Here is a 24,603-nt window from a genome sequence, read left to right as displayed (position 1 = left end):
CATGAAACGATTAATGCTGCTGTACCTGCTTTTCCCTGTATTCCTATTCTCACAGACAACCGGAAAAGTGATCAAAATTTCAGACGGAGATACCATTACTTTACTGTTAAAAGGCAATCAGCAAAAAAGCTGAGGTTGGCTGAAGTCGATTGTCCGGAAAATGGGCAGGCGTTTGGTAAAAATGCCAGGCAGTTTACTTCTGCTCAGGTATTTGGGAAAACAGTAAGCTTTGTTGAAACCACTACAGACCGTTATGGAAGATCCATTGCAAAAGTGTACTATGATGACGGAAAATACCTTTCCAAAGAGCTTATCAAAGCTGGAATGGGATGGTGGTATTTTTCCTATTCCAAAGATGCTTCTTTGGGGAAACTTCAGGAAACTGCACAGCAGAAAAAAATAGGTCTATGGCAGGATAGTAATGCCATTGCTCCCTGGGACTACCGTAAAATGAAACGGGAACTTAGAAATACCAAGAAATCGAAGCTGCTAAGAACGCAACAAAAACAAAAGAAGCAGCGTGAATCTTGGACAAAGAAGCTTAAAAATAGAAATAGGTATTGATTAATAACTCTTTATTGGTAGGGGCAATCGTAACTTCCGTTCTCACGCTTCCATCTTCGATCCTTTTAGAAAAACAATCTGCAACATTCTTCTCACAAATTATAACAGAAACTTTGTGTGATAACCCTGAATGACACCCTAAAAATGAGTATTATTGTAAGAAAATTAATTCTACAAAATATATGGGGCATTGGGAAATCTTTTTCTTTTTTTAATCATCGCTTTCGTTTATTCTTCTGTGGGATTTGGTGGAGGATCCAGTTACCTTGCCGTTCTGGCAATGTACAGTCTTCCTTATCAGGAAATACGGTTAACGGCACTTATCTGTAATGTTATTGTGGTAATAGGTGGAGGAGTTATTTACATCAGGAATAAGCAGATTGACTGGAAGAAAATACTGCCGCTTACCATTGTAAGTGTACCCATGGCGTATCTGGGAGCTGTTTTAAAAATAAGCCAGGAAACTTTTTTCCAGATATTGGGTGTAGCCTTAATCATAGCTGCATTGTTGCTTTGGGTAAAGACAGATATAAAAAATGAAGAAAATTCTTATGAATATACCAAAGCTTCCCTTTTCAAAAACGGATTTTTAGGTGGAGGAATCGGATTTTTATCAGGTTTGGTGGGTATTGGCGGTGGGATTTTTCTTTCACCATTGTTAAACCTCATGAAATGGGATACTCCACGGAAAATTGCAGCGGCGTCAAGTGTTTTCATATTGGTAAATTCAATATCAGGAATCTTCGGCCAGTTATTCAGGCTGTCCGCAGATATGGATTATTTCAGAATTCTGAGCTTGTGTTTTGCTGTATTCATTGGCGGACAGATCGGTTCCAGGATGTCCCTGAAATGGAATCCTTTGGTCATCAAAAGAATGACAGCTGTTCTGGTTCTGGTAGCCGGAATAAACGTTTTAATAAAATACTGGTAATAAGCTAAATATAAAAATGATACTTAAAATATTGGCATTCGGAATAACGAAAGATATTTTCGGAACTTCAGAAAAAGAAATAGAAATACATGAAGAGGCAAGCGTCAAAGCACTTAAGGAACTTCTGGAAAAAGACTTCCCGGAACTGAAAAGATTAAAATCCTATTTTATTGCCGTTGATGATGAATATGCAGAGGATGATCAGATCATAACAGTCTCTAACGAAATAGCAATAATCCCTCCGGTAAGCGGTGGATAAAAGATATGATTGATATAAAAATAACAGAGAATATACTGGACCTCACGGATTGCTTTGCCCTTGCTTCCGATCCTGGATGTGGAGGAATGGCATCATTTGTAGGAACAGTAAGGAATCATACCCAAGGTAAATCTGTTACCCGTTTGGAATATGAATGCTATCAATCCATGGCCGTGAAGGAAATACAGAAAATAGCAGATAAAGCCATTTCCTTATTTTCAGTGAAGAATATTGTTGTACATCACCGTACGGGAGTTTTGTTTCCGGGTGATGCTGCCGTGATCATTGTGGTGAGTGACGGGCACAGAAGTGCGGTTTTTGATGCCTGCAGCTTTATGATTGAAAATATAAAAAAAACCGTTCCTATCTGGAAAAAAGAAATTTTTGAAGATGGGGAAGAATGGGTTTCGGCACACCCATAATTTTAGGAATAAAATTTTGTACCTTTACTAGGCCAGTCATTATGTCATGAAAGCAAAACTGTTGTCAAATAAATCTGTAAAGCAGATAGAAATCATCAAAGTCAGGGAAAGCAGCAGTTTCCCTTATACAGATGATATCTCTGTAGAAGAACCTCTGGAGATCAGGATTTCTTACAGTGCTGAAGGTAAAAAAGAGTCTAAAAATATTTCTGTGACTATGCGGACTCCCGGAAATGATGCAGAACTTGCTGCGGGATTTTTATTCACAGAGGGAATTATTTCCGGCCGTGAACAGATTAAAAGCACATATTCTCCGCAGGCAGAATGTTCCAGGAACAGCGAAAATGTTGTTATTGTAGAACTTACAGAAGGCTTTGTTCCTGAACTTATGAAGGCTGACAGAAATTTTTATACCACATCCAGCTGCGGCGTATGCGGGAAAGGCTCCATAGAATCTATAAGAACAGTAAGTGCTTTCCACAACTATACAAAAGAAAACACAGAAGTTTCCCTGGAGACCCTTTATCAACTGTCGGAAAAACTGCAGTCTTTCCAGAATAATTTCAGTGCTACAGGTGGTATACATGCTTCCGGTATCTTTGATCTGGAAGGAAACCTTCTGGCATTGCGTGAAGATGTGGGAAGACATAATGCTTTGGACAAACTCATAGGGTATGCACTATCTGCCGGTTTGCTTCCTTTGAACAATAAAATTTTGCTCCTGAGCGGAAGAGCCAGCTTCGAGCTTATTCAGAAAGCTGCAATGGCAGGAATATCCATTGTGGCGGCAATAGGCGCACCCTCAAGCCTTGCAGTGGATCTTGCAAAAGAATTTGATATTACTTTACTGGGCTTTCTCCGGGACAACAGGTTTAATATTTACCATTCCGGCAGCCATTTTAACATTGAAAATCTAGTATGAAAATAAGAATTAAAGATAACGCAGTCAGATTTCGTCTTACCCAATCCGAAGTGGCAAAACTGGGGGAAGACGGCATCATTTCAAGCTTTACGGAATTTGTAGACCGTCCGTTTATTTACGCTATTGAAAGAACAGAAGATGCAGAGCTTTCAGCAGCTTTCATTGAGAACAGAATGGTTCTGAAGATGCCTGCAGCAATGATAAATGAGTGGATTACCACAGACAGGGTAGGTTTTGAAGGGCAGACCGGAAAAATTAAACTTTTAATAGAAAAAGACTTTGTATGCATTGATAATACATTGGAAGATCAGAGCGACAATTATCCCAACCCGAACCTGAAATGTTAATTTTTTCATTTTTTAAAGGTAGAAATCATGGAAAACAAAAATGTATTCAATAAAAAAGAAGAAGACAGCAGATTGCCTTCTGCTGAACCGCCTTATAAACTGCTGGATCTTAAGCTGAAACCGCCAAAAGTTTGGGCTGCAGGTGTTCCTGCGGTGATTCATTCACTGGATCAGTTGGTGCTCAATGCTTCTGTTCTTCGTGGCGGAAGGGCTCTTTTCAGTATGAATCAGTTTGACGGTTTCGATTGTCCGAGCTGTGCATGGCCGGATCCGGATGATGAACGTTCCAGACTGGGCGAATACTGCGAAAACGGTGCAAAGGCCTTGGCAGAAGAAGCCACTTCGAAAAAGATCGGTGCAGAGTTTTTCAGGGAAAATTCGGTGTATGATTTGGCAAAGCTGACAGATTTTGAAATCAGCCAGTTGGGAAGAATTGCAGAACCCATGTATTTGCCGAAGGGAGGAACACATTATCAGCCGATAAGCTGGGATGATGCCTTTAAAAAAATTGCGGAAAAACTAAATGCTTTGGATTCACCGGATGAAGCTATATTTTATACATCAGGAAGAACAAGTAATGAAGCAACATGGGTATACCAGCTGTTTGCCCGTGAGTTCGGGACCAATAATTTTCCGGACTGTTCCAATATGTGCCACGAAACTTCCGGTTACGCACTTTCCAGAAGCATCGGAATCGGGAAAGGAACAGTAAAGCTGGAAGACTTTTACGATACAGACCTTATCATCATCATAGGACAGAACCCCGGAACCAATTCTCCGAGAATGCTTTCTGCATTGACTAAAGGAAAGAAAAACGGCGCAAAAATTATGGCTGTCAATCCGCTTCCTGAAGCAGGATTAAAAGGTTTCAGGAATCCTCAGGAAGTCCGTGCCTTGCTCAATAAACCTTATGAATTGTCAGATCTGTATCTCCCTGTAAAAATTAATGGAGATATGGCGCTTTTAAAAGCACTACAAATTCTCGTGCTGGAAGAAGAAGCCAAAACCCCGGGAAAAGTTATTGACCATGATTTTATTACGAATAAAACTGCCGGCTTCAATGAATTGGTTGAAGAATTAAAACGGTATGACCTTAATTTTTTATCAGAAGAATGTGGCATTCCGGTTGAGAATCTAAGAGAAGCTGCACAGATGATTGCCTCCAAAAAAAGGATCATCATTTGTTGGGGAATGGGAATCACGCAGCAGCACAACGGGGTGGAAATGATTTATAACATCGTGAATCTCCTGCTGATGAAAGGAAGCATAGGAATCAAGGGTGGAGGAGCGTGTCCTGTTCGTGGTCACAGTAATGTGCAGGGGAACAGAACGTTACTTATCAATCATCATCCAACGACTGAGCAATTGGACAGACTGGAGGAATATTACGGCTTTAAAGTACCCAGAAAAGGAGGATATGATGTTGTCAATGCGCTTAAAGCAATGCATGAAGGCAAAGTGAAATTCATGTTCTGTATGGGAGGTAATTTCCTTTCTGCAGCACCGGATACAACGTTTACAGCAGAAGCGATGCGCAAGCTGGAAATGTCTGCGATTGTTTCTGTAAAATTAAACAGAAATCACCTTATCCACGGGAAAGAAGCTTTGATCCTACCGGTAATTTCCAGAAGTGAAAAGGATATGGTAAACGGTGAACTTCAACATGTAAGTACGGAAAATTCAATGGGAGTTGTGGAATGGTCAAGAGGAGTTCTTGATCCTATTTCAAAACATCTTATCAATGAAACTCATGTGGCCTGCAGAATGGCAAAAGCGGTTTTAGGAGAACGTTCCGTAGTGGATTGGGACAAATTTATCAACAGTTATGATGCTGTTCGTAACGATATTGAACAATGCATTCCAGGATTTGAAAATTACAACGAAAGGGTAGTGCAGAAAGGAGGCTTCTATCTTCCGAACGGACCAAGAGACGGGATATTCAACAGTGAATTTTACCCTGGAAAAGCGGCTTTCAATATAACTGCTGTACCGGATAATTCGCTTGCAGAAGACGAATATTTAATGGGAACTACCAGAACACATGACCAGTTCAATACGGTTGTTTATGGTTTGAATGACCGTTACCGTGGAATTTTCAACGAGAGAAGAGTGGTTATGATGAACGAAAAAGATATTGAAAAAGCGGGTCTCAAAGAAGGAGATCATGTAGATCTTTTCAACTATGATGATGGAATCGAAAGGATAGCCCCGCTTTTTATTGTGGTAAAATATCCTATTCCGCAAAAAAGTACCATGACTTATTTCCCGGAAACCAATGTACTGGTATCCATCAATAACGTGGTAAACGGTGCCAATATGCCGGCTTCAAAATATGTCCGTATCAAAATCCGAAAGCACAATCCTGAAATTTTTAAAAAGATTGATGATCATGTAATTGCAGCTTCCGGAACAAGTATGGAACAACCATAAAATATATAGTACTTAAACAAATTATAATTCAATAATGATCATAAGAAAAAAGGAACACTGGTTCAGAATGCTTTTTGTGTGGCATGGCTCTGTTTTGCCCGCCTTGCTTCCCCGTTTGGGATTGCTTTTAATTCTTTCTTTACTGGTGACCTATTTTCATGGAATCATTCTTTCGTTTAAAGTTCCCTTAAATCCTGCTCCGCTTACGCTATTCGGTTTTGTTTTGGCTTTATTTCTCGGATTCAGAAACAATGCCAGCTATGACAGATTCTGGGAAGGACGAAAACTATGGGGCGCTCTGCTGAATACTTCCAGAGCACTGACCCGCCAGGCAGTCACGCTGAAAAATATAAAAGATGATCAGGTTTCAGTTCACAATTTTGTACAGCTGCTTGGTGCCTTTGTTTTTGCGTTGAAACATCAGCTTAGAGGAACAGATGCCTATGAAGATCTAAAATCCAGACTTGATGAAGGCCAGCTGAAAATTGTCGCTGCATCCAAATATAAACCGGCTGTAATGATGCGCCTGCTTGCAGAATGGGTGCAGAATTTAAAAGATGAGGGTTCTCTGGATTCTATTCAGCAGGCCCGCTTTGATGAAAATTTTGATAAACTGTCTGATATTCTTGGAGGCTGTGAAAGAATAATTTCAACTCCCATCCCTTACAGCTACCGTGTTCTTTTACATCGAACGGTATATATTTATTGTTTTCTGTTGCCTTTCGGACTGGTAGATTCACTCGGATGGTTTACACCTCTTATTGTTGTATTTGTTGCGTATACATTTGTTGCGTTTGAAGCAATAGCGGATGAAATTGAGGAACCGTTTGGAACAGATGCGAATGATTTAGCCCTTAACAGTATGTGTATCATGATTGATGAAACCATTCATGAAATGGTGGGAGAACACATTGCTGTTCCTCGGAAGAAGACTCAGAATATTATTGATTGATATCTTCTAAAAAAATACCTGTATGGAAATTTTAGAAAAGCAGCTGGTTTATACGGTGGGACATTCCGTTCGTTCATGGGAAGACTTTATTGAAATGCTTAATTCGTTTAAGATTGAAATGGTAGTGGACATCCGCAGGTTTCCGGGGTCCAAAAAATATCCATGGTTCAGTAAAGAAAATATGAAAGTCAGGCTTCCCGAAAATAATATAGATTACATCCACCTTGAAGAACTGGGAGGAAGACGAAAAGTACAACCTTATTCAATAAATAACCGGTGGCGGAATGAATCTTTTCGGGGATATGCCGATTATATGCAGACAACAGACTTTATAAAAGCAGTTGAAAACCTGGAAAATACAGCCAGGAAAAAAATAACGGTTTTCATGTGTTCTGAAGCGGTATGGTGGAGCTGCCACAGAGCTTTGGTCTCAGATTATCTTAAAGCAAAAGGGTGGAAAGTAGAGCATATTATGGATGTAAGTAAAACAGAAGAACATCCTTACACTTCACCGGCAAGAGTACGCAATGGAAATGTTTTTTATTCTGACGAAAGTTTATTTGATTAAAATCTCAAAAATTATGAAAGCAAAATTCAAAACAGGAGATAAAATAAGCTGGAACTCTGAAGCAGGAAGAGCATCAGGAACCATTATTAAAATTCATACACAAGATTTTGATTACAAGGGCTATACTCATCACGCTAATGAAAACAACCCGCAGTATGAAATCAAAAGTGATAAATCCGATCATATTGCGGCTCATAAAGAATCTGCGCTTACCAGGATATAGCCTGCCATCTATGGATGTATTCTGTGTATGCCGTCTTTTAAAGAATACACATTCTTCTCAGGAAAAATATTTTTAATTTTTTTTACCGCTTCTGCGCTGCGTTTCCCGGATAGACAATAAACTAAAATAGGTTTGTCACAACCCGAAATATAATCTGAATGGTTCTGTAATTCTTCTACAGGAAAATTAATTCCTCCGATATTAAACTGTTCATGTTCCTGTGGTGTACGGACATCTATGATTTCAAAATGATCTTTCTTCTGCATCAGTTGCTCAAACGTAATGGTTCCTACAGTCTGAGGCAAACCTGTAATCTGCACGGAAGTTTTTCTTAATTTAATGATCTGGGTTTTGCCGTTCAGTACATTCATCATCCAGAGTTTTCCTGCCAGTGAATCTTCGGGATGTGTAAAATATTTTATAGCTTCATTAGCCTGCATACATCCGACAATTCCCGCCAGTGTAGGCAGTACGCCTCCTTCTCTGCAGTTCGGGACCTGCGATTCTTCCGCATTCGGAAAAACATCACGGTAATTGGGAGAATAAGTACCATCTTTCTGTATAACATTCCAGATGCTTACCTGGCCTTCGTATTGGTAAATAGCGCCATAGACCACAGGTTTTCCCGTCATTACACAGGCATCGTTCAGCAGGCATTTTGTTTCGAAATTATCTGTTCCTTCAATAATCAGATCAAATTCAGAAATCAAATCCATGGCATTTTCGGAGGTTACCCGTAAATTGAACGGAATGATTTTTACCGATGGATTTTGCTGCTGTAACTTTTTAGCAGCAACATCAACTTTTGATTTTCCGATATCTTCCGGAGCATATAATATCTGGCGGTGTAGATTACTTTCAGAGACGGTATCATCATCGGCAAGACCAATTGTTCCTATACCTGAAGATACAAGATATTGTGCCGAGGGACAGCCAAGCCCTCCCATGCCTACGATCAGGACCCTGGCATTTTTCAGGAGTTCCTGGGAGGAAGTCCCAAATCCGGGTAAAGCCATCTGGCAATGATAACGTTCAAATGGGTTACTCATCTGTTTCTGTCTTCAGTTATATCTGTTTTCTTAAAATTTCCTTTGCTTTTACCACATCTTCTGGAGTATTCACATTCATTAAAGAATCCGGGTTGCCTGGTTTCAGGATTAAGGTATCACTGTTGATCAGCACTTTCCTTGGGCATGTAATTCCTGATCCTAAAAATTGAGGAGCAAAGGATAGCTTTTGGGCTCCCAGATAGTAATTAATGGTTCTGGTAATCCGTCAAAAGGACTTTCGTAAGTGGTGGCTGCTTTTTCTATATTCCTGTTCTCAATTAAAAACTCTAACGATTTTTCATCCAATAAAGGTAAATCACAGGCAACGACTAACCATGCCGCATCTCTTTGGGTGCGCAATGCCGAAAGGATTCCGCCGAAAGGTCCCATATTCAGAAAAGTATCGGTGAGGGCATTGTAATTTGGATCAAAATGTTCCAGCTGGTCTTGTCTGCAGGAAATAAAAACTTCATCACAAAACGGAGCTAAAAGATCAGCCGCATAATACCGCTGCTCTTTGCCATGCCAGTTGATTTTATCTTTAGGGTTTCCCATTCGCTGGCTTTTCCCTCCCGCCAGTACCAGCCCGTTTAATTTCGGAACATCAGTCTCTTTTAAAATCATTTTTTCCTCCGGATTTTTCGATGAGTTGTATTTCTTTGATTACGATGTCATGGCTCATGGCTTTGCACATATCATAAATGGTAAGTGCGGCAACAGATGCCCCTGTCAATGCTTCCATTTCGATGCCCGTTTTAGCTTCGATCTCGGCAGTACAATAGATTTCAATTTCATTTTGAGTGTTGATTTCAATATCTATTTCACAGTTGTCCATACCAATAGGATGGCAGAGAGGAATCAGTTCTCCCGTTTTTTTTGCTGCCATTATTCCTGCAATGATGGCGGTTTGGAAAACAGAACCTTTTTTAGTTTTAAAATCATCTTTCTGAAGCGCTTCCAGAATATGTTCAGGAAGTGTCACAATAGCTTTGGCAGTTGCTTTCCGGTGGGTAACTTTTTTACGGCCTACATTCACCATACCGGGCTGTTCTTTTTTATTAAGATGTGAAAAATTTGTCATGATTACATTAAAAATTATATCTCCAGATTTTATAGACTTCGTCTTTCTTAAATGCACTTTTTTCCAGAGGAAGTTCTATAAATGCATCGGTTTCCGCAAGATGGGAAAAATCTCCGGAACCATTGGTGTTTACTGATTCTGCGATTAATTGTCCTGCTGGATTCACGCTGAGTTTTACCTGGGCAAAATATTGTAATGAAAAAGGAAAATCGATATCATTCTGTAAAACCGCATATTGGGGATTTTCCGGGATTTCCAAAGATTTTTCCAGCCAGGGAATAAAATACCGGTGCAGACACATGAACACGGAAACCGGGTTTCCAGGGAATGCAAAAACCAATTTTTCGTTTTGGCTTTTTCCGAACCAGAAAGGTTTTCCCGGCCTTTGTTTTATTTTGTGAAAAAGCTTTTTTATTCCCAGCTCTTCACAGGCTTTGGGCAGAAAATCGAATTTTCCCATAGAAACTCCGCCGCTCATCAATAGAATATCATAATGGTCGATACATTGGGAGAGTTCTTTTTTTATGAATTCAAAATCATCATTCCAATGCAGCCAGTCAGCATCGATTTTATATTTTTCCAAAGCAGATTTTATAGTAATTCCGTTGGAGCGTCTCAGCTGGAATGGCGCAGGAGTATTTTCAGGCGGAACCATTTCGTCTCCGGTGGAAATAATAGCTACTCTGGGAAGCTTTTTCACTGTCAGAAATGTTTTTCCGACTGATGCGGCAATCCCGAGAATAGATGGTGTGATGACCTGATTGGCTTTTACCAGTATTTCTCCCGATTTTTTATCCTTTCCTTTCAGATGGATATTCTGTCCTTTTTTATATCAATATTGATGCTCGCAAAATTATTGTTGATCAGAATATCTTCATAGCGAATGACCGTATCCATTGAAGAATGTAATGCGGCTCCGGTCATAATTTCTATGCATTCGTTTTCTTTATCTACCGGAAACGGAGCTTCTCCCGCTGCCTGTACGGCTTTGATGAGAAAATCACGTAGTCCTTTTTCGTAGGATTTAAAACTGATGGCAATTCCATCCACCGTCGGCCGGTCAAAAGGCGGCAAATCACGGTCTGCCAGAATATCTTCCGCTAAAATTCTTCCTGAGGCATTTTCATAGAAAATTTCTTCTGTCCCGAAATTTCTGACCTGGGAAAAGATGATGTCTTCTGCCTGCTGTACACTGATCATTTCCATAATTATCCTCCTATTGTTGCCATTGACTGATGTATTTGTGAAGGGTTTAAACTCTGTTTCTGAGCTTCCCAGCCGTCTTTCGGTTTTTTGTGTATGCTGCCGATAATAATGTTTTTCAGCTCTTCATCTGTTTTTCCCATACGGATTTCATCTTTCAGGTTGATACCGGTTCCTTCATACAAACAGGTTCTGAGGATACCGGAAGGGGTAATTCTTATCCTGTTGCAGTCTCCACAAAATGAACGGGTATAAGCTGCAATGATTCCTATGCTTCCGGTACATCCCGGAATTTTATAATTATATGACGTCGAACTTTTAGGGTCCTCTGTCTTTTGGATCTCAGGGAAATGATCTTTAATATAGCTGTAAATTTGTGTGAAATTCCATTTAAGGGAAATATCAGTTTCACTTCCGTTAAAAGGCATTTCCTCAATAAAACGGACATCAACAGGTAGGTCTTTTGTAAGCGTTACTAAAGGAATAATATCCTCAATATTTTCCCCTTCCATCACCACTGTGTTGATTTTTACTTTTATATCATGCTGTAAGAGACTGTCTAATGTTTTCATTACCTTATCAAAGCTGTTTCTTCTTGTAATTTTGAAAAAACGCTCTTTATCAAGGGTGTCAAGGCTTAGATTGACAGATTTTATCCCGTATTCTTTTAGTTGTGGGATATATTGTCCGGTAAGAAGGCCATTGGTGGTGATGCTGAGGTCAGTAAGTCCGGTTAATTGTGATATATTTTGGATAAGCTCAATACTGTTTTTACGGACGAAAGGTTCTCCTCCTGTTATCCTGATTTTATCAACACCCATTTCAGTAAATACCGAACAGATTCTGAGCATTTCTTCATCAGTCATTAATTCATTGTGCTTGATCCAGGCAAGACCGTTTTCCGGCATACAATACGTACATCGGAGATTACACCGGTCTACGATAGCAAGCCGGAGGTAGTTTATGCTCCTTCCAAATTGATCTGTCAACATTTAAATAGAATAAGTCTTATTACAAATATACTGAATGTTTCTCTCTGTAAAGAGGTATTTTTATATTTGCAGATAATAGACCATATCCATATTAATATCTGAGATGGATAAGAGAGAATTTTAACTTAAGCCCGATCGGAGAACCAAGTATCCTGATGCATGCGGCTCAGCAAAAATATAAAGATTGTTTTGATCAGTGGATACGAAATATTTTTAGCGTAAATAAAAACAAAAAACCTCACAATAAAAATTGTGAGGTTTTTTGTGAGCGCGAAAGGATTCGAACCTTTGACCGTCTGCTTAGAAGGCAGATGCTCTATCCAGCTGAGCTACGCACCCTTAAAAGTTGATTCCCGCTTAGTAAATAAGCATATTAAAAAGTCGGGGCGGCAGGATTCGAACCTGCGACCTCCTGGTCCCAAACCAGGCGCGATGACCGGACTACGCTACGCCCCGAATATATAGAAGAGCGGAGGGTAAGGGATTCGAACCCTTGCGACACTTTCGCGTCGACAGTTTAGCAAACTGCTCCGTTAACCACTCCGGCAACCCTCCTTTTTGTTTATTTTTTAATGATCGTTGTTCCGTTATTGCGAGTGCAAATATAGAACAGATTTCTTTATTTACCAAATAAAATTCAAGAAAATTTTGTGTATTTTTGAAGTAATAAATCATCCAAAAATCAAACTGATGCGTAAGACATTATATATCATCGGATTAAGCACATTTGTTTTTTCATGTACTTCCCAACAAAATGTGAAAAAAATACGTACAAACCGAAAACCCCGGTAACACAGGCGAAACCAACAGTTCAGACAACACCTCCGGTTGCTCCAAAACCAAAAGTGGTATCTGATCATGGGGTCGACTTTTTTACTACCAATATAGCAGATCCAACAAAAAATGATAATACGGCAAGTTATGGTTCTATTGTGTCTGCAAAACCAGCCGGATATAAAGTAGTGAAGACCTATTTTCCGGCCGTTGCCCAGAACTTCAGACAGCGTTACTTAATATTACATTATACCGCACTTCCGGACGACAAATCAATTACAGTTCTTACCCAGCAAGCGGTGAGTGCACATTATCTTGTAAATAATACAGGAGATAACGAGATTTACCAGTTGGTAGATGAGAACAAACGCTCTTACCATGCAGGGGTAAGTGCATGGAGAAACGACAAAAACCTTAATGATACTTCTATCGGTATTGAAATTGTAAATACAGGATATACGACAGATGCTACGGGTAAAAGAACATTTGCTCCTTTTAGTGACGATCAGGTAAAAAAAGTAGCGGCTTTGGCTAAAGACATTGTCACAAGATATCAGATCCAGCCTACCAACGTGCTTGGTCATTCAGATATTGCTCCTACAAGAAAACAGGATCCGGGACCTATGTTCCCTTGGAAAAAGCTGTATGACGAATACCAGATTGGAATGTGGTATGATGAAGCAGCCAAGCAGACTTATCTTGAAGCAGCTCAGGCAGACATTACAACAAGATATAATGACTCCAGCTTTATCTTCCTAATCCAGACTTCACTGCAGAAATTCGGATATGCACTTGATCCCAACGGACAATGGGATGACGCCACCAAGAAAACAATTGAGGCATTCCAGTATCATTTCCGTCCGCAGAATTATGATGGAATCATGGATGCCGAAACATGGGCAATACTGCAGGCGTTAAATCAAAAATATCCAGTAAAATAATTCAGATTAAAGCGCATCGGTTAGATGCGTTTTTGCTATCTTTAAACGATCAAAAACAGTAAAATATCTGTAATGGAAAATTTCAGAAAAGAAAGTGATTTATTAGGCGAACTGAATGTGCCTTTAGACGCTTATTATGGGGTTCAGACACAGCGAGCTATCAACAATTTTAAAATTTCAGGACAGCTTTTGTCTTCGTATCCGGAGTTTATAAGAGGACTGGCTTTTGTTAAAAAAGCTGCAGCAAAAACCAACTACGAACTGGGACTTTTAGATGAAAACCTGTATTTCAAGATAGCGGAAGCGTGTGATGAAATTGTAGAAGGGAAATATCATGACCAGTTTCCGGTAGATATGATCCAGGGTGGGGCAGGAACTTCCATCAACATGAATGCAAACGAAGTGATTGCCAATATCGTGTTGGAGAAATTAGGAAAAAATAAGGGAGAATATGAATTCTGTTCACCTAATGACCATATCAACCTTTCACAGTCAACCAATGATGCTTACCCTACAGCGATCAAAATAGGATTGCTTCAGATGAATATCGGGCTGGTTGAAAGACTGGAAAAAATTATTGAGGCTTTCCGCGCCAAAGGGCAGGAGTTTCACGATGTGATCAAAATGGGACGTACGCAGCTTCAGGATGCCGTTCCTATGACTTTGGGACAGGAATTTGAAGCCTATGCTGCCACTCTGGAAGAGGATATCTCCAAACTGAATAACAATGCGGGCCTTTTCGTGGAAGTGAATATGGGGGCAACTGCTATTGGAACGGGATTGAATGCTCCGGTAGGTTATGCCACGCTTTGTGCTAAAAACTTAGCCCAGATTACAGGATTCCCGATTGTTTCTGCGCCGGATTTAGTAGAAGCTACTCCTGATACAGGATCTTATGTGATCTATTCTTCTGCAACGAAACGTCTGGCAGTTAAACTATCTAAAATCTGTAACGATTTAAGATTGCTTTCATCAGGTCCGAGAGCGGGTCTTTTTGAAATCAATCTTCCGCCGATGCAGCCGGGATCTTCTATTATGCCTGGTAAAGTAAATCCTGTGATTCCGGAAGTGGTCAACCAGGTTTGTTTTAAAGTATTCGGAAACGATCTTACCGTAACTTTTGCCGCAGAGGCAGGTCAATTACAGCTGAATGTAATGGAACCGGTACTTTCCCATGCCATCATGGAAAACATCAATTTCCTTTGCAATGCCCTGGATACCCTTCGTGAGAAATGTGTGGTTGGAATTACCGCCAACAAAGAAGTTTGCCTGAATATGGTAAAACACAGCATCGGAATTGTAACGGCATTAAATCCTTATATTGGATACAAACAGTCTACACAGATTGCAAAAGAAGCATTGGAAACCGGAAAAAGCGTTTACAACCTTGTGCTGGAAAAAGGAATTCTTTCCCAGGAAAAACTGGATGAAATCCTTGATCCGAAAAACATGCTGAAACCGCATAACAAATAAATCCTATCAACAATTAATGATCAGTGATAATTGATATCCTTAGTGCTTTCTTATCATTGATCATTAATCATCATTCATCAATTAATCATTCCCGTGAGGTTTTTAATCATAATTCCTGCGCATAACGAAGAAGACAACCTCTCCTTTACTCTTGATTCTTTACAGCAGCAAAGCAGCAAGGATTTTAAAGTGGTGGTCGTGAATGACGGTTCTACGGACAGAACACCTGAAGTCATCAGGAAATATACAGAAGCAGATTCCCGTTTTGAAACCGTTACCCTTCAGAAATCAGAACATCAGCCAGGTTCAAAAGTTGTTCATGCCTTTAAAAACGGACTTCAGACTCAGTCCCTGAATGATTTTGATATAATCTGTAAATTTGATGCCGATATCATTCTTCCGGATAATTATCTGGAAGCTGTAGAAGCAGCTTTTGCCAATAACCCCAAATATGGTTTGGTAGGAGGGCTTCTGTATATAGAAAAAGACGGAAAATGGGTGTATGAAGGGAATTCCAATAAGCATCATGTAAGAGGCCCTATGAAGGCTTATCGTAAAGAATGTTTTATGCAGATCGGAGGATTAAGAGAAACACTGGGCTGGGATAATATTGATTCCATATTGCTTGAAAATCTGGGATGGAAGGAAGTTGTATTACCCGAACTCCACGTAAGGCTGATCAAAGTAAAAGGAGCAGATTATACCATACGGCCTGCGGATTACTACGGAAGATATTTTTATTTCCTGGGGCTGAACAGGCTTCTGGCATATATTGCTTCTTCAAAAGAAGCTGTGAAAAGCAAATCTGCCGGTTTTTCTTTGACATTGTTAAGTCTTATGAAAGTTGCAGAACAAAGAAACTGGAATTGAAAATTACAAAAGAAGAACAGAAAGCTGTAAATGACCAACGCTGGAAAATGTTGAAGAAAAAGTGGCTGAAGATGTAAAAAGTGTAAGGACAGAAATTGTAGAATGCTTTAATCATTATTGGAAAAATTCAATAGGAACGGGCTTTAGCCCGTTTAATCAAAAAAATAAAAATCCATCGGCTTTAGCCCAAACTTAACTTCCAAAGCGTGAAAAAAATAGCTTACATAGAAATAGACACCCACGCAGAAATTGCCAAGGCTTTCATGGATATTATGAAAGATTCTCAGAAGTTTGCGGTAGACTATTATTTTTCAAAAAGAATCAAAGATCAGATAAATCATGGTGACGAATCCGTGTTTTTATCAGACAGTTCTATGATTCTGGATCAGTTAAAAGGGAAAGATTATGATCTCGTGGTTATTGGGACGGTTCACCGTTATTTTAATACATTTTTAGCGATAACAAAAAAATACAACACAGCAGTTATTTCCCATAATCTTAATTTCATCAAAGCATCAAAATTTGATCTGATAAAAAGTGTTTTCAAGGGAGATATTGTTTTCAGATTAAAACTGTGGCTGAAAGAAGGACTATTCTACAAAACCAAAGTATATCAGACCTCCGGATCCCTTTTGGTACTGGATGAAGCTTTAATCTCAGGAAGGTATCAGTTTCTGCCGCTGTTTTATACTAGGGATTTTGACAAAACAAAAAATGAAGATCTTATTGTACTTATTCCCGGCGGAGTTTCTCAAAAGAGAAGGGATTACGCCTATATTTTTAAAACTATTCAGAATCTGAAGATGGATAAACCCTGCAGGTTTGTTTTCCTGGGAAAAGCAAGTGGACATGAATTAAAACAACTCGCACAGTTGTCTGAGAAATTGCCAGGAAATATTGAAATCACTTATTTTTCTGAAAGGGTTTCACCTGAAGATTTTGAAAAATGGATGCAGAAAGCAGATGTTTTATGGTGCCCTATTCAGCAGGAGACGGAGTTTTTCAGCATGAAAGAAACGTATGGGCTGACTAAAATGACAGGAAACCTTGGGGATGCCATAGCGTATGGAAAACTGGCTGTTTTTCCCGGAAATTATCCTTCAAAACTAAACTTTATTATTCCTGAGAAAGAAAATGTTATTGATCAATTAACTGCACTTTCAGAAGCCTCATTTGATTTTTACAAAACGTATGGTAAGAAAGAAATTCAGAAAAAACTGGAGCAGTTTTTACACACCTTAATCTGATCTCAGGCTTTCCAGCCATTAAAGCTGGAAATGTTTATTTAATCTTAAACACACTCTTAATAAACCTCATATTCAGGTACTCTTCAACAGGGAATATTTTTGTGAAATAATTTCCAATATAGATGAGTATCAGGACAACTGCAGGCTTGTAAACAAGATTAAGCAGATTGCTGTTGAAATTCGGCAGTACGATCGCTACTGTAATTGCCAGCGTACATATGATAGAGACAAAAATCATTTCAATACTCAAAGGCGAAACCTTAAAGACAATATAATTGAAAACGATTTTCACAACATTGTAGATCGTAAGTGAAATTGCCGTAGATAAAGCAATTCCAATGAGTTTGAGATCCGTGTTCTTAATGAAATAATAATTCAGTCCGATCGTTAATCCCGCCAGTAAAAGCATTACCAGAATATTGAATCTGTAATATTTTGACAGTGAAATAATATTTCCATTGAAGCCGGTAGCAAGATCTATCAATACAGCAGAACCCCAGATCCATACCACAGGCTCATATTCTCTGAGCATGGTTCCGTTTTTTGGCATAAATTGCGTCAGATAAGGGAAGCCAACCATAATACAGGAAAATAAAACGGCACCCAGGAAATACAGTGTTAAAGATGTTTTCTTATGGAACCTGTCCAGTTCTATCATATCTCCGTCTGCCAATGTTTTATTAATGATAGGAGCGGAAATATTGAACAATCCCAGCTGTGGAATAGAAATCAGTGAAATAAGGGCATATAAAACCGAGTAAATTCCTACCTCTTCCATCCCCATAAATTCCCCGATCATAAAACTGTTGATGGCCAGGTAATTCCCGAAAGTCCCCAGAAATCCGAAGAAGCTGTAATTGAAAAACTCTTTCCAGAAATTATTCTTTTTAAAATAATCTGTATTAAAATCCAGCTGAATCTTTTCAAGCTTATTGGTGTAATAAATGTAACCCAAAAGCATCAAAAAGAAAATTCCGAAAAAGAAAGCAAACGCTATTTTTTGTGATATTGCTGCACTGATATGCTGGGATAAAGCAAAGAAAAACAGACAGAATGCTCCCAGATTGGCTATTTTCGGAAACAGATTATCGAAAATATTGGAAACTACAATTCTCTTATAATTGGAAGTGTATTTATTAAAAATAGCACAAAATGAAAGGATTAAAATCAGCGGAAGAATCATTTCTTTGATCTTCCATGCTTCTGAATGCCTGAACTTCGGATAAAAATAGGGAAGTACGAAAAATACCACTGTGAAAATAAGAAAATTGATAAAAACAGTAAGAAGCGAAAGTGACAACATGTTCTGCTTTTTACCATCTCTTTCCACGGTGTGGAAGAACTTTACGTTCGAATACGAAATCCCCAATACTACAAAAGGAACCAGCATTTCTGCAGTGGGAAGAATGTAGCGCAGCTTTCCATAAAATTCAAAATCATTCGGAAATATGAATATTGCGGAAACGGTGCCCAGCAAAAAACCAATATAACCGATAATGGAATATTTGAAGCCTTGTCTCGCTACTACACTCATAAAGTTGTTTTAAATGTTTTTAGGTATAAAAATAATATTGTTGATGTACTGAGTTTTATTTTTTTCGTCGTTTGTATTTTGTGTGATAATATCTTCTGTAAGATTTTCAAGCCTAAAGCTGTCTCTGTTCAGATATTTGGCGTCATATCCCCAGCTCATTACTTCAGCTATTTCGTTCCAGATAGGCGTGTTGTGGTGTCTTTGTTCCATTTCGACCATTAAAGTCGGCTGGAATCGTCTGATGGTTTCTCTCGCCCCGGATAATGTTTTTATTTCGTTTCCTTCAACGTCTATTTTGATGAAATCAAGCCTGTTGAAATGCTCCAGTGCAGCCCATTCGTCCAGTTTGATAACCTTTACCTTCTCCGTATAGCTTTTCTCTTCCCCTTTTTCTTTATAAGAAGTGTTTAAAGTACCGCGTGAAGCAATTGTTTTTCCGTTAATAACAGGTACTTTGAACTCTGCAATCCTGTTTTCATCAGAAAGAGCCAGTGGAAAGATATGCATTGCCGGAAATAACCTTTTCAATCTCCGGTAAAGCTTTTTATTGGGTTCAAAACCATAAATCTGCTCATGATCCAATTTGTTCTCCAGCTGATAAAGAAAGGTTCCTACATTAGCACCGATGTCCAATATCACTGCATTTTTAGGAAGGTATTCTTTAATCCATACCAGTTCCGGTTCTACATTGCGTTCCGAAAAATTATTTTTATTAAGATTATTTAAAGTCTTAAAATATCTTTTTTTGTAGAAGTTCGGACTTATATACTGTAGTTTTTCTGCAATTTTTTGGTATAAAGACATTGTTGGCTTTTTGGCGAACAGCAAAGATACGTAAAAATGTAAAACTTTTCTTAAAAAATGTTAATGATAATAAGTTGATTTTCAGTATGTGTTTAGATGGTTTGTTTTTGTAATCCTTTGGATCTTAATGTGTTTTCAGTTTGTTAAAGTGCTCTGTTTATCTTCTGAAAATCTTATCAAAAGAGTTGCCGGGAAATACTTTTGCCAAAATACGGCTGTCATCTCTGAAAATATGAATTATTGTTGTCAAAAAATAAGTCAAGTGTCAAAGAAAAGGAGCGTTCAGGAAATCATTGAAAGGCTTCATCAGTCTGAAAATTCTGCTCATATTCTTTACTGCATTTTTATCCAGCACTTCATCATCTTTCAGAGCGTATACCACGATGAAATTTTTAAGCTTAAGATATTCTCCCATAGGATCTTCTTTTTCGAAACCCTGAGGGATTTTTTTCAGTTTGTCGTCCTGATCAAGTTCGGGAAAATGTTTTTTGAAGTCTTTATTATTGAGGATTTTAAGGAAATCATCCCCATACAGCGAAATTTCCTTACGAACCTCTTTCAGTACAGAAGATTCGGGCATATAAATTCCTCCTGCCAAAAAGGATTTTCCGGGTTCCATATGAAGGTAATAGCCTCCCTTCTGGTTTCCTTTTCCCATTCCCAGAGAAGCCCCGAAATTGGTTTTATAAGGCGATTTGTCTTTAGAAAAACGGGTGTCTCTGTAAATTCTGAACAGGGCTTTTTTACTGTCGATTTTCGCAAGCTCTTCATCAAAACCGGACATCTCTTTAATCAGTTCATCTAAAAACGAAACCACATTTTGCTGAGCTTCCGTGTAAAGATTTTTGTTCTCATTAAACCATTCGCGGTTGTTGTTTTTATTTAATTTTTTAAAAAATCAAATGTTTTGGAAGAAATGCTTGCAGACATATTTGTGTAAGGTGTTTTTCATTATTATGATATTCAAAACAGTTTCTGAACCCGGATCCCGAATCTCCGTAACCCGAACTCTCGCATCCTGCATCCCGAATGTCACAATTCAAATGTACAAAAACTATTCATATCTCAATAATCTGTTTAAACAGACAGGGAAAATGTCAAAAAAAATATTTTTTATGGCATTATTTTCGAAAATTCATAAATAGTACGGAAAAAATCAATCCAATTTAATAAAAAAAAATAATGTTTAATAACTTTTTAATTTGAAGCCTCTTTTTTTAGATTTAATTTTCTAAAAATCGAAGATATATTAAAGGATTGTGAATTTAAGTTTGCATATTTAAAAATTTATTCAAAAACAAATCAAATATTTATTGTATCTTTGCAAAAATTTTAAAATAGTTAATGAATTTATTTACGGAAACCAATTTAAGTCCTGATATCCTTAAGGCAATTGGCGAACTGGGTTACGAAAGCCCAACAGAAATCCAAAAACAGACTATCCCTTTTATTCTTTCAGATATTCGCGACTTGATCGCACTTGCGCAGACAGGGACAGGCAAAACAGCAGCGTTTTCGCTTCCGATTTTGGATATGATTGACGATACGAGTCGCAAAATCCAATTATTGGTGCTTTGTCCGACACGGGAATTATGTCTTCAGATTTCTAAAGACATAAAGAATTACTCTAAGTACATGAAAGACATCAAAACTACTGCGGTTTATGGTGGAAGTAGTATTGTAGAGCAGATGAGATCTTTGAAGGACAAACCTCAAATCATTGTGGGAACTCCGGGAAGAGTAATAGATCTTATCAACAGAAAGGCATTAGACTTTTCTGCGATTCATTGGTTGGTATTAGACGAAGCTGATGAAATGCTTTCAATGGGATTCAAAGATGAATTGGAAACCATTCTAAGCGAAACTCCGGAAACAAAACAGACTTTCTTATTCTCTGCAACGATGAATAAAGAAGTGGAAAGAATTTCCAAAAATTACCTTACAAAACCTCACCGTATTTCTGTAGGTTCTATCAATGAAGTGAAGAAGAACATTACGCACGAATATTATGTTGTAGGGTACCGCCAGAAAAAGAAGCATTGAAAAGATTAATCGATGCCAACCCTAACCAGTATTCTATTATCTTCTGCAGAACGAGAATGGAAACTCAGGAGGTTGCTGATTTCTTAATGCAGAACGGATATGCAGCGGATGCTCTTCACGGTGATCTTTCTCAGGCGCAGAGAGATACGGTAATGAAGAAATTCAGATTGAAAAATATCGATATTCTTGTAGCGACAGATGTTGCAGCAAGAGGGCTGGATGTAAACTCACTGACTCACGTTATTCACTTCTCTTTACCGGATGATCCTGAAGTATTCGTTCACAGAAGCGGAAGAACAGGTAGAGCCGGAAAAGACGGTATTTCTATGGCTCTAATCAAGCCTGAAGAAAGCAGAAAACTGAAACAGATCAAGTCTGCAACAAAAATTGAAATTCATGAAAGAACGATTCCTACAGGTGATGATATTATCAAAGCTCAGGTAGGAGGTGTATTCGAAAAATTATTGACGGAGCACGAAGATCTTTTCGAATTTGATGACAGCTTAATCCCGGATCTGAGCAATTTTACAAAAGAAGAACTGGTACACCAGCTTCTGCAGTTCCAATTGAGAGATCTTGCTCTATACTACAAAGACAAGCATGATCTTGTTGAGCAGAAATTAAGCAGCAGAGATGATGATTACTCAAGAAGAGACCGACGTGACAGAGACCGAGATAGAGGTCGTGACAGAGATAGAGGTCGTGACAGAGACAGAGATCGTGGCGGAAAACCAAGAAGAAGGGATGAAAACATGGTAAGATTCTTCTTTAATCTTGGTAAAAAAGACCATTTAAAGAAACTTGATGTTTTAGATATTATCAACAAAGCTACTGCTGGCGGAAAAAGCAAGAAAAGAGCTGAAATCGGTGATATTGAAATCTTAGAGAAATTCTCTTTCTTCGAAGTTGAAAAATCGTTCAAAGACAATGTTTTGAGCAATATTCAATCCATGAAATTTAAAGGAAAAGATATGAGAGCTGAAGTGGCAAACTAATCTCTTTCCCAACCATACAAAACCGGCATTAGCGCCGGTTTTTTTATTTGATAATCAGTTGTTAAGCGAATGTTAACAAAACTTAATGTTATATAGTTTCACGTACAATCCTTTTTTAAGAAATTTGCACACGAATTATAAATACTAAAAAATGGGAATTGGTAATATTTTCCACGCTTTTCAACCAAAAGATAAAATCTTCTTTGTACTTTTCGAAAAAGTAACTGAAAATCTAGTTGCAATGTCAGAAGAATTCAACACAGGAATCAAGGATTTCGATCTTAATGATGATTCAATGTTGAAGAAAATGAGTGACTTCGAACACAAGAATGATGAACTTACACACGAAATTTTCGTAGAATTAGGGAAAAACTTCATTACACCTTTTGACCGTGAGGATATCCACACGCTGGCAACAGGACTTGATGATATTGCTGATTATATCTACGCTTCCACAAAATATATTTTCCTTTACAAATCACCTGAGATGAAGGCTTATTCAGACTTCTCCTTACTGATCCATAAAGCATGTCTTGAAATTCAGAATGCCATGAAAAACCTGAAAGGGTTTAAAAATATGGAACAGGTGAAAGAAGCTTGTATTAAGGTGAACTCTATTGAGAATATTGCAGACGACCTGCTTTCCAACTCAATGGTAGAATTATTTGAAACCAATGATGCCATCAACATTATTAAAGTTTCATCTGTACTGAACTACCTTGAAGTTGTAACGGACAAAGCAGAAGATGTTGCCAATACGATTGAGAACATCATGATTAAATACGCCTAATACATAGCAAAAAATGGAATTTCCTATTTTACTTATAGTTATTATTGCGCTGGCCCTGATCTTCGATTATATCAATGGTTTCCATGATGCTGCCAACTCAATTGCGACTATAGTTTCTACAAAAGTTTTAACTCCATTCCAGGCTGTACTTTGGGCGGCGCTTTGGAACTTTGCAGCTTTTTTCATTGCTGCTTATATCATTGGAGAATTCAAAATTGGTAATACAATTGCCAAAACAGTTAATGAGAATTTTATCACCCTTGAAGTTATATTTTCCGGTCTTGTGGCAGCTATTGCCTGGAACCTGCTTACATGGTGGTTCGGGATCCCTTCATCATCATCACATACACTGATCGGAGGTTTCCTGGGAGCTGCTCTTATGCATGCTTTTATGATGGATTATCATGATGTGGCAGCAGCACAGCCGGATCTTGGAACATGGGGCACCATTAAAGAAGCCTTTAATCAGGTAACACATCAGAGTGTGGTGAAGTTTGATAAAGTAATTCCTATCTTCCTGTTCATTTTCATGGCTCCGATTATAGGGATGATTATCTCTGTTATCATTACATTGATTATTATACACCTTTATAAAAGATCAAACCCGCACAAGGCAGACCAGTCTTTCAAAAGGCTGCAGCTGGCTTCTTCAGCTTTATTCAGCTTGGGACACGGTTTGAATGATGCACAGAAAGTAATGGGGATCATTGGTGCAGCAGTAATCTATTACCACGTTAACATGCTTCAGGATGTACAGTATCTGAATATTCCTTCTGCAGAACGTTTTGACTATTTTGCTCAGCATTATATCTGGGTTCCTCTGGTTTCATTCCTTGCTATTGGTTTAGGGACCATGAGCGGTGGTTGGAAAATCATCAAAACAATGGGTACCAAGATTACTAAAGTAACTTCATTAGAAGGGGTAAGTGCAGAAACTGCAGGTGCTATTACTTTATTCATCACAGACCACTTCGGTATTCCTGTATCTACAACTCATACCATTACAGGCTCCATTATCGGGGTAGGATTAACAAAAAGAGTTTCGGCTGTAAGATGGGGGATTACGGTAAGCCTTCTTTGGGCTTGGGTATTAACAATTCCAATCTCTGCCATTGTAGCAGGAATTACCTATCTTGTGGTGACTTTCTTATCTTAAGATATAACGCATAACCATCATATAAACTTTGTC

At 38.5% G+C, this 24,603-nt stretch carries 24 protein-coding genes, 3 tRNA genes and 3 pseudogenes; 18 read left to right on the top strand and 12 right to left on the bottom strand.

Annotated elements, in window-relative coordinates:
• Positions 1 to 135 precede the first annotated feature (135 nt).
• The 10 genes from OWR28_RS07020 to OWR28_RS06975 all read left to right on the top strand — a co-directional run bounded on the left by OWR28_RS07020 (position 136) and on the right by OWR28_RS06975 (position 7,618).
• The gene (locus OWR28_RS07020; RefSeq protein WP_332386036.1) at positions 136 to 564 is read left to right on the top strand and encodes a thermonuclease family protein; all 429 of its coding nucleotides are present in this window, start codon (positions 136 to 138) and stop codon (positions 562 to 564) included.
• A 190-nt stretch (positions 565 to 754) separates the two neighbouring features.
• Positions 755 to 1,495, top strand: a complete 741-nt coding sequence (locus tag OWR28_RS07015; protein ID WP_332386035.1) for a sulfite exporter TauE/SafE family protein — start codon at positions 755 to 757, stop codon at positions 1,493 to 1,495.
• Positions 1,496 to 1,511: 16 nt separating this feature from the next.
• Positions 1,512 to 1,754 (top strand): MoaD/ThiS family protein, encoded by a 243-nt coding sequence (locus tag OWR28_RS07010; RefSeq protein ID WP_332386034.1) that lies wholly within the window; start codon positions 1,512 to 1,514, stop codon positions 1,752 to 1,754.
• A 5-nt stretch (positions 1,755 to 1,759) separates the two neighbouring features.
• Positions 1,760 to 2,176, top strand: coding sequence for a molybdenum cofactor biosynthesis protein MoaE (locus OWR28_RS07005; protein WP_332386033.1), 417 nt, complete (start codon positions 1,760 to 1,762; stop codon positions 2,174 to 2,176).
• 46 nt (positions 2,177 to 2,222) lie between these two features.
• A complete protein-coding gene (gene fdhD / locus OWR28_RS07000) occupies positions 2,223 to 3,098 on the top strand; it encodes a formate dehydrogenase accessory sulfurtransferase FdhD (RefSeq protein WP_332386032.1) in 876 nt (291 codons plus the stop codon).
• Entirely contained in the window at positions 3,095 to 3,445 is a 351-nt protein-coding gene (locus OWR28_RS06995; RefSeq protein ID WP_332386031.1) for a DUF7009 family protein, read from the top strand. The genes fdhD and OWR28_RS06995 overlap by 4 nt, the downstream gene beginning before the upstream one ends.
• Before the next feature lie 27 nt (positions 3,446 to 3,472).
• The gene (locus OWR28_RS06990) at positions 3,473 to 5,875 is read left to right on the top strand and encodes an FdhF/YdeP family oxidoreductase (protein ID WP_332386030.1); all 2,403 of its coding nucleotides are present in this window, start codon (positions 3,473 to 3,475) and stop codon (positions 5,873 to 5,875) included.
• A gap of 34 nt (positions 5,876 to 5,909) precedes the next feature.
• Entirely contained in the window at positions 5,910 to 6,827 is a 918-nt protein-coding gene (locus tag OWR28_RS06985; protein ID WP_332386029.1) for a bestrophin family ion channel, read from the top strand.
• 22 nt (positions 6,828 to 6,849) lie between these two features.
• The gene (locus OWR28_RS06980) at positions 6,850 to 7,395 is read left to right on the top strand and encodes a DUF488 domain-containing protein (RefSeq protein ID WP_332386028.1); all 546 of its coding nucleotides are present in this window, start codon (positions 6,850 to 6,852) and stop codon (positions 7,393 to 7,395) included.
• 13 nt (positions 7,396 to 7,408) lie between these two features.
• Positions 7,409 to 7,618 carry a DUF2945 domain-containing protein gene (locus OWR28_RS06975; RefSeq protein WP_332386027.1) on the top strand — a complete coding sequence of 70 codons (210 nt, stop codon included), beginning with the start codon at positions 7,409 to 7,411 and terminating at the stop codon, positions 7,616 to 7,618.
• Between the two features lie 8 nt (positions 7,619 to 7,626).
• Here the strand turns inward: OWR28_RS06975 and OWR28_RS06970 are convergent, their stop codons facing one another.
• From OWR28_RS06970 to OWR28_RS06930, 9 genes are all read right to left on the bottom strand, one after another.
• Positions 7,627 to 8,667 (bottom strand): HesA/MoeB/ThiF family protein, encoded by a 1,041-nt coding sequence (locus OWR28_RS06970; RefSeq protein ID WP_332386026.1) that lies wholly within the window; start codon positions 8,665 to 8,667, stop codon positions 7,627 to 7,629.
• Between the two features lie 159 nt (positions 8,668 to 8,826).
• Positions 8,827 to 9,291: an NTP transferase domain-containing protein gene (locus tag OWR28_RS06965; protein WP_332386025.1), complete on the bottom strand. Its 465-nt coding sequence runs from the start codon at positions 9,289 to 9,291 to the stop codon at positions 8,827 to 8,829.
• The gene (moaC, locus tag OWR28_RS06960) at positions 9,272 to 9,748 is read right to left on the bottom strand and encodes a cyclic pyranopterin monophosphate synthase MoaC (protein ID WP_332386024.1); all 477 of its coding nucleotides are present in this window, start codon (positions 9,746 to 9,748) and stop codon (positions 9,272 to 9,274) included. Before moaC ends, OWR28_RS06965 begins: the two co-directional genes overlap by 20 nt.
• Positions 9,749 to 9,755: 7 nt before the next feature.
• Complete coding sequence (locus tag OWR28_RS06955) at positions 9,756 to 10,448, bottom strand: molybdopterin molybdotransferase MoeA (RefSeq protein ID WP_332386023.1); 693 nt, start codon at positions 10,446 to 10,448, stop codon at positions 9,756 to 9,758.
• 104 nt (positions 10,449 to 10,552) lie between these two features.
• On the bottom strand, positions 10,553 to 10,954 hold the full coding sequence (locus OWR28_RS06950; RefSeq protein ID WP_332386022.1) for a hypothetical protein: 402 nt from the start codon (positions 10,952 to 10,954) through the stop codon (positions 10,553 to 10,555).
• A 2-nt stretch (positions 10,955 to 10,956) separates the two neighbouring features.
• The gene (gene moaA, locus OWR28_RS06945) at positions 10,957 to 11,943 is read right to left on the bottom strand and encodes a GTP 3',8-cyclase MoaA (protein WP_332386021.1); all 987 of its coding nucleotides are present in this window, start codon (positions 11,941 to 11,943) and stop codon (positions 10,957 to 10,959) included.
• A 265-nt stretch (positions 11,944 to 12,208) separates the two neighbouring features.
• Positions 12,209 to 12,282, bottom strand: a tRNA-Arg gene (locus OWR28_RS06940).
• A gap of 42 nt (positions 12,283 to 12,324) precedes the next feature.
• A tRNA-Pro gene (locus OWR28_RS06935) sits at positions 12,325 to 12,399 on the bottom strand.
• Positions 12,400 to 12,413: 14 nt separating this feature from the next.
• Positions 12,414 to 12,498, bottom strand: a tRNA-Ser gene (locus OWR28_RS06930).
• 135 nt (positions 12,499 to 12,633) lie between these two features.
• Here OWR28_RS06930 and OWR28_RS06925 point away from each other — a divergent pair.
• The 5 genes and pseudogenes from OWR28_RS06925 (at position 12,634) to OWR28_RS06905 (ending at position 17,248) form a co-directional block, all read left to right on the top strand.
• Positions 12,634 to 13,658: pseudogene (locus OWR28_RS06925) on the top strand (N-acetylmuramoyl-L-alanine amidase).
• A 72-nt stretch (positions 13,659 to 13,730) separates the two neighbouring features.
• The gene (aspA, locus tag OWR28_RS06920; protein WP_332386020.1) at positions 13,731 to 15,131 is read left to right on the top strand and encodes an aspartate ammonia-lyase; all 1,401 of its coding nucleotides are present in this window, start codon (positions 13,731 to 13,733) and stop codon (positions 15,129 to 15,131) included.
• A gap of 93 nt (positions 15,132 to 15,224) precedes the next feature.
• A complete protein-coding gene (locus OWR28_RS06915) occupies positions 15,225 to 16,001 on the top strand; it encodes a glycosyltransferase family 2 protein (protein WP_332386019.1) in 777 nt (258 codons plus the stop codon).
• Between the two features lie 61 nt (positions 16,002 to 16,062).
• Positions 16,063 to 16,197 carry a hypothetical protein gene (locus OWR28_RS06910; protein WP_332386018.1) on the top strand — a complete coding sequence of 45 codons (135 nt, stop codon included), beginning with the start codon at positions 16,063 to 16,065 and terminating at the stop codon, positions 16,195 to 16,197.
• Positions 16,198 to 16,207: 10 nt separating this feature from the next.
• Positions 16,208 to 17,248: a hypothetical protein gene (locus OWR28_RS06905; RefSeq protein WP_332386017.1), complete on the top strand. Its 1,041-nt coding sequence runs from the start codon at positions 16,208 to 16,210 to the stop codon at positions 17,246 to 17,248.
• 34 nt (positions 17,249 to 17,282) lie between these two features.
• Here OWR28_RS06905 and OWR28_RS06900 read toward each other — a convergent pair whose 3' ends face one another.
• From OWR28_RS06900 to OWR28_RS06890, 3 genes and pseudogenes are all read right to left on the bottom strand, one after another.
• Positions 17,283 to 18,782 (bottom strand): oligosaccharide flippase family protein, encoded by a 1,500-nt coding sequence (locus OWR28_RS06900; RefSeq protein WP_332386016.1) that lies wholly within the window; start codon positions 18,780 to 18,782, stop codon positions 17,283 to 17,285.
• A 9-nt stretch (positions 18,783 to 18,791) separates the two neighbouring features.
• On the bottom strand, positions 18,792 to 19,586 hold the full coding sequence (locus tag OWR28_RS06895) for an FkbM family methyltransferase (RefSeq protein WP_332386015.1): 795 nt from the start codon (positions 19,584 to 19,586) through the stop codon (positions 18,792 to 18,794).
• A gap of 265 nt (positions 19,587 to 19,851) precedes the next feature.
• Positions 19,852 to 20,424: pseudogene (locus OWR28_RS06890) on the bottom strand (DUF2461 domain-containing protein); the annotation flags it as partial.
• Between the two features lie 506 nt (positions 20,425 to 20,930).
• On the opposite strand from OWR28_RS06890, the pseudogene OWR28_RS06885 reads away from it, so the two are divergent.
• The 3 genes and pseudogenes from OWR28_RS06885 (at position 20,931) to OWR28_RS06875 (ending at position 24,570) form a co-directional block, all read left to right on the top strand.
• Positions 20,931 to 22,624: pseudogene (locus OWR28_RS06885) on the top strand (DEAD/DEAH box helicase).
• Positions 22,625 to 22,775: 151 nt separating this feature from the next.
• A complete protein-coding gene (locus tag OWR28_RS06880) occupies positions 22,776 to 23,414 on the top strand; it encodes a DUF47 domain-containing protein (RefSeq protein WP_002981301.1) in 639 nt (212 codons plus the stop codon).
• Between the two features lie 13 nt (positions 23,415 to 23,427).
• Positions 23,428 to 24,570 (top strand): inorganic phosphate transporter, encoded by a 1,143-nt coding sequence (locus tag OWR28_RS06875; protein ID WP_332386014.1) that lies wholly within the window; start codon positions 23,428 to 23,430, stop codon positions 24,568 to 24,570.
• The last annotated feature ends 33 nt before the right edge of the window (positions 24,571 to 24,603 follow it).

This window comes from Chryseobacterium sp. 1B4, from assembly GCF_036631475.1.
In the GTDB taxonomy this organism is placed as follows: Bacteria; Bacteroidota; Bacteroidia; order Flavobacteriales; family Weeksellaceae; genus Chryseobacterium.
This window is presented reverse-complemented; position numbering and strand designations above follow the sequence as displayed.